The organism is Streptomyces sp. 8N706 (assembly GCF_052245415.1).
GTDB lineage: Bacteria > Actinomycetota > Actinomycetes > Streptomycetales > Streptomycetaceae > Streptomyces.
This window is the reverse complement of the sequence record NZ_JBQQBW010000204.1, coordinates 1-5,102: the sequence shown is the minus strand read 5'-3', so window position 1 is coordinate 5,102 and position 5,102 is coordinate 1. Positions and strand designations below refer to the sequence as shown.

Below are 5,102 nucleotides of genomic sequence, written 5' to 3'. Positions count from 1 at the left end.
TGGCAGACCGCTGCGCACCCGCTCCTCGACCAGCGCCACGGCCGCCCGGCCGCGCTGCTCGTCGAAAGGGCCCTCCCGGAAGACGGGCGGGCGCCGGGTCACCCAGATCGTGGCCGCCGCCACGTCGGCGATCTCCATGAGGTGCTGGACGGCCGAGGTGCCGCCGCCGACGACGATCACGCGCTCGCCGGTGAAGTCCGCCGGGCCGCTGTACCCGGCCGTGTGCAACCGGCGTCCTCGGAAGGACTCCTGGCCGGGGTAGCGCGGCCAGAAGGGACGGCCCCAGGTACCCGTGGCATTGAGGAGCGCCCGCGCCGACCAGGCACCCTCGGAGGTCTCCACCAGCAGCCGTCCGCCCTCGCCCTCGCGTACGGCACGCACATCCACCGGGCGGTGCACGCGCAGGTCGAAGGTGCGCTCATAGGTGGCGAAGTAGTCGCCGATGACCTCGGCGGACGGCCGGTCCTCCGGGACGCTCGCCAGCGGCAGTCCGGGCAGGTCATGCATACCGTGCACCCTGCCGTACGTGAGCGAGGGCCAGCGGAACTGCCAGGCGCCGCCGGGCCGGGGCGCGTGGTCCAGGACCACGAAGTCCCGGTCCGGTTCGTACCCGGACCGGCGGAGGTGATAGGCGCCGGAGAGCCCGGCCTGGCCGGCGCCGGTCACGACGACGTCCACGTCTCGCACCACGGTGTAGTTCACGCTTCTACTAACTCCTTGGGAGGGCACGCTCTTCCCGTTACGGCGACTCCCTAACCCATCCCCGTATGGGCACCGCCGTCACCTGCGGTTTCCGGCGTCAGCGGCCTCCGGTCACGAGCAGCGGAGCACCGCCGGGGGCGGACACGGGACGCCGTTCGCCGCCGGTACGTCGCCCAGAGGCGCAGAAGGCGCGCTCAGCAGCTCGCGCGCCGCCGGCTCGGGCGTCACGCCCCGCGAGGTGGGCGAGTATGGAGGTATGTCCGATGCCTTCACCACTTCACTGATCGACATCACCACCGGCCCCACCGAGTCGGTGTACGACCTGACCGGGGCCTGCGAGGACTTTCTGCGGCAGGCCGCCCGGGGCCGTGACGGGCTGCTCAATGTCTTCGTACCGCACGCCACGGCCGGTATCGCCCTGCTGGAGACCGGCGCTGGAAGTGACCATGACCTGCTTGCCGCACTGCACACGCTGCTCCCCGCCGACGACCGGTGGCAGCACCGGCACGGCAGTCCGGGCCACGGCCGGGACCACGTCGTACCCGCCCTGGTGGCGCCGCACGCGACGCTGCCGGTGATCGCCGGCCGGCTCGAGCTGGGCACCTGGCAGTCCGTATGCGTCGTGGACACGAACACGAATAACACAGACCGTCGGGTCCGGTTGAGCTTTTTGGGGTGACATTCCGGTCTTTCGAGGAGCAACCCTTGTCGGTCAGTCGGTAATTTCGAGGAAGTCGAACGTCATCCATGTATGACGCAAACTGCGTGATGAGGCTGCCTCGTACCGGCGCAGGCGTCATGCAGCGTTGATGTGATTTCGATGACGCATCATGTGGAGTGCGTGGCGATCCTTGAGCCTGCGGCAAAGGGGCTCTGACCGGCGCTTCGACTGCCTGCCAGTCATGTGCGTTGCGGGCGGCATCGTGGCGCTGGGATGACGCTCGTACGAAGTGCTCGGCGTGCGCGCCTTTGCCTTCGACGAGAAGCGATGCAACACCGAACTGCTCAGCACCCTCATCGGTTGACCGGGAGCGGGCCCGGACCTCAGTGGAGGGCCTGTACGCCGGGTTCGAGATCACTCCGGATGCGCTCATCGTCAACCCCTGCTTCAAGGCCCTGGTCGCCGAGAGTGTCACCCCCGGCGCCACCCTCGCCTCCAACCCCTGCGGGGTCATGGACGACCTGCTGGTACAGGACTACGACGGCGTGGAGAACGTACGCCTCGTCGGGATCGACCTCGACGAGGAGTCCCTCGCCCACGCCGCGGACAACGCCCGGCGGCACGGCCTGGCCGACCGCACCGCCTTCCTCACCCGCGACGCCTGGAACCTGCGCGTCGACGAGGAGTTCGACCTCATCGTCAGCAACGGGCTGCACATGCACGAGCCGCGCTCGGCCGCGCCCGACCTCGACCTCGTCGAGGTCCGCAAGCTGCTCGGGTCGTTCCTGTTCTCCGGCGCGACGACGCCGACAACCCTGCAGGCGTCCTGTCCGGCGGCGAGAAGACCCGCCTCGCGCTCGCGAACCTGGTGGTGTCCTCGGCGAACGTACTGCTGCTGGACGAGCCCACCAACAACCTGGACCCCGCCAGCCGTGGATATCCCCGGCCCGCTGCACACGTGCCGGAGCGCCATGGTGATGGTGACCTACGAGGAGGGCGCCGTGGAGGCGCTCCAGCCGGAGCGGTCCATCCTGCTGCCCGACGGCGTGGAGGACTTGTTGAGCGACGACTACGCCGACCTCGTGGCCTGGCCTGACGGCACGCAGCCGCCCGAGCCGGGCAGTTGGAGTTCCTCGGACGGGGACCCCGGTCCTGGGCTGGACCGCGCCCAGCACCCCGGCCGCCGGCAACACGACGGCCAGGAACACCCCGGGGCCCGCGTGTGTGCTGCGTCGCCCCGGCCGCGCCCGCCGGCGAGGGGTAGGGGAAACCCGACCATTAGGTCTCGACCTGGCCGTCATGACGCAGCGGTAAGGGCCCGATGTGATGGACGGGTGCTTACCTTCCAGACTCAACCCGAGTGGAAACACAGGCTGTTGTGGTGCGGCGGCTGGCTCGTGGCCGCCATGTGGGCCGGCGTGTTCCCGCTCCTCGCGGCGCCCGAGCCGCACCGGGTCTGGGGTGCGAGCGCGGGTGTCGGCTACCTCTGTGCCGCGGGCGCCGCGCTGTGGCCCCGGGGCCGGAGCGTTTCCGTCGGGGTCGCCGTCGGCGGTGCCGTGGTCGTACCGCTGCTGGTGCTGCTGGTGACCGGCGGGGCGCAGAGCGAGGTCGGCGTCATCGAGCGGTCCGGGGTGCTGACGCTGCATCAGGCCACCCCGTACCTGGCCGACCCCCGCACGGTGGTCGAGGTCACACCGTACCTGCCCGGGATGGCGGTGTTCGGGCTGCCCCGGGCGGTGCTGGGCGACAGCGGCTGGCTGCCCCAGCTGGGCGACGCCCGGCTCTGGTGCACGGCGGCGTTCCTCGGCTGCCTGTGGGGGGCACGCCGCGTGATCGGGCGGGCCGTCGGAGGCCGGGTGACCCTCGGCGCGCTCGTCGCCTCGCCGGTCGTGGCGCTGCCGCTCTGCGTCAGCGGCGTGGACCTGCCGCTGACCGGGCTGCTGTGCCTGGCGCTGGCGTATGCGGCACGGCGGCGCCCCCTCGCCGCCGGGCTCGCGCTCGCCGCCGCCTGCTCCCTCAAGTGGACGGCGTGGCCCGCCATCGCGGTCGCCGTGTCGCTCCTCGCCCAGCGCGCGGGGCTGCGGGCCGCCGTGCGCGCCGCCGCCGTGGCCGTGGCGGGCACCGTCGTCCTCGTCCTGCCGAGCGCGCTGCTGTCGCCCGGGCCCTTGGTCCAGCAGGTGTTCGCCTTCCCCACCGGCCGCGGCGAGTGGGAGACCCCGGCCGCCAGCCCGCTACCCGGCCGGCTGCTCGCCGACCTCGGTCCGGTCGGCTGGTACGCGGCGGTCGCGCTGCTGCTGGCCGGCGGACTGGCCGTCGGCGTGTCTCTCGTCGTACGGCCGCCCCACGACCTGGTTACGGCCGCCGACCGACTCGCCCTCAGTCTCTGCCTGGCCTTCCTCCTGGCACCCGCCGGGCGGTTCGGCTACCTCGCCCTGCCGGTCCTCCTCGTCGTGTGGGTCCGGCTGGTCCGCGGCGCCCCACGGGCCGTGCCCGTGCGGAGCCGCCTCGTACGCACCTCCGAAAACCCCCGCCTGATTCCGGTCGGAGGTGCCCGGTGAGCGCCCTGCGCACGCACGCGGTGGCCGCCGCGCTGCGCTGGGGCGCTCACCGGTTCCCGTTCGTCGAGGACGAGGTCGCGGGCCTGCGTGACCTCGTACGGCCGGGCGCGGCATGCGTGGACATAGGCGCCGAGTACGGGCTCTACACCTGGGTGCTGTCCGCGCTCGCCGGACCCACCGGCCAAGTCCACAGCGTGGAGCCGCTGCCCGGCCCCAACCGCTGGCTGCGCACCGCCGCACGCCTCCTCGGCGCCCGCAACGTGACCGTGCACCGCACCGCCCTGGGCGCCCGGCCCGGGCACGGAACCCTGAGCCTGCCGATACGGCGCGGCCTGCCGGTGCACGGGCGGGCCTACCTCACCGAGGGCGCCGACGGCCCCGGCCCGAACGCCGAGTTCCGCACCGCGCGCAGCGTGAACGCCCCCGTCCGCACCCTCGACCAACTCGCCCACGAGGCGGGCCTGGAGCGGCTCACCCTCGTCAAGGCCGACGTCGAGGGCGCCGAACTCGCCGTACTCGAAGGCGGATCGGACACCCTGCGGCGCCACCGCCCCACGCTGCTCCTGGAGATCGAGCGCCGGCACCTTGATAAGTACGGCGCGTACCCCGCCGACGTGCTGCGGCACCTGCGGGACTACGGCTACCGCGCCCACCGTCGGCAGCGCGGCCGCTGGACACCCGTCCCGCGCATCACCGACGGCTGCCGCAACTACGTCTTCACCGCCTGACCACCTCCCTACGTAAGGCAGCAATCACCCATGAGCGCCACCCTGATCGTCACCAACGACTTCCCGCCCCGCCAGGGCGGCATCGAGACGTTCGTCCACGCCATGGCGACCCGCGTCCCCGGCGACGACGTGGTCGTCTACACGTCGAGCGAGCCAGGCGCCGCCGCGTATGACGCCACGCTGCCCTTCCCGGTGATCAGAGACCCCAAACGCATGCTGCTGCCCACGTCCCGCGTCACCCGCCGCGCCCTGGCGATAGCCCGGAGGTACGGCTGCGACCGGGCCTGGTTCGGGGCCGCCGCGCCGCTCGCCGCCATGGCGCCCGCGCTGCGGCGCGGCGGGATACGGCGCATGGTCGCTACCACGCACGGCCACGAGATCTGGTGGGCCCGCACCCCGGGGGCCCGGCAGGTGATGCGGCGCATCGGTAACCACGTCGACATCGTCACGTAC

General features: G+C 72.4%; 5 protein-coding genes and 2 pseudogenes. 6 read left to right on the top strand and 1 reads right to left on the bottom strand.

The window, feature by feature from the left end:
- Window positions 1–702: flavin-containing monooxygenase (locus ACTWQE_RS33570; protein WP_443332875.1), on the bottom strand; the 702-nt coding region annotated here is incomplete at its 3' end.
- A gap of 256 nt (window positions 703–958) precedes the next feature.
- Here ACTWQE_RS33570 and ACTWQE_RS33565 point away from each other — a divergent pair.
- The 6 genes and pseudogenes from ACTWQE_RS33565 to ACTWQE_RS33540 form a co-directional block, all read left to right on the top strand.
- Window positions 959–1,381 carry a secondary thiamine-phosphate synthase enzyme YjbQ gene (locus ACTWQE_RS33565; RefSeq protein ID WP_443332874.1) on the top strand — a complete coding sequence of 141 codons (423 nt, stop codon included), beginning with the start codon at window positions 959–961 and terminating at the stop codon, window positions 1,379–1,381.
- A 494-nt stretch (window positions 1,382–1,875) separates the two neighbouring features.
- Window positions 1,876–2,088, top strand: a pseudogene (locus ACTWQE_RS33560) (methyltransferase domain-containing protein); the annotation flags it as partial.
- Between the two features lie 77 nt (window positions 2,089–2,165).
- A pseudogene (locus tag ACTWQE_RS33555) lies at window positions 2,166–2,285 on the top strand (ATP-binding cassette domain-containing protein); the annotation flags it as partial.
- Between the two features lie 49 nt (window positions 2,286–2,334).
- Window positions 2,335–3,921 carry a glycosyltransferase 87 family protein gene (locus tag ACTWQE_RS33550; protein ID WP_443332876.1) on the top strand — a complete coding sequence of 529 codons (1,587 nt, stop codon included), beginning with the start codon at window positions 2,335–2,337 and terminating at the stop codon, window positions 3,919–3,921.
- The gene (locus ACTWQE_RS33545) at window positions 3,918–4,649 is read left to right on the top strand and encodes an FkbM family methyltransferase (RefSeq protein WP_443332873.1); all 732 of its coding nucleotides are present in this window, start codon (window positions 3,918–3,920) and stop codon (window positions 4,647–4,649) included. The genes ACTWQE_RS33550 and ACTWQE_RS33545 overlap by 4 nt, the downstream gene beginning before the upstream one ends.
- Window positions 4,650–4,679: 30 nt before the next feature.
- Window positions 4,680–5,102, top strand: a 423-nt coding sequence (locus ACTWQE_RS33540) for a glycosyltransferase (RefSeq protein ID WP_443332872.1), incomplete at its 3' end; no start/stop codon positions are given.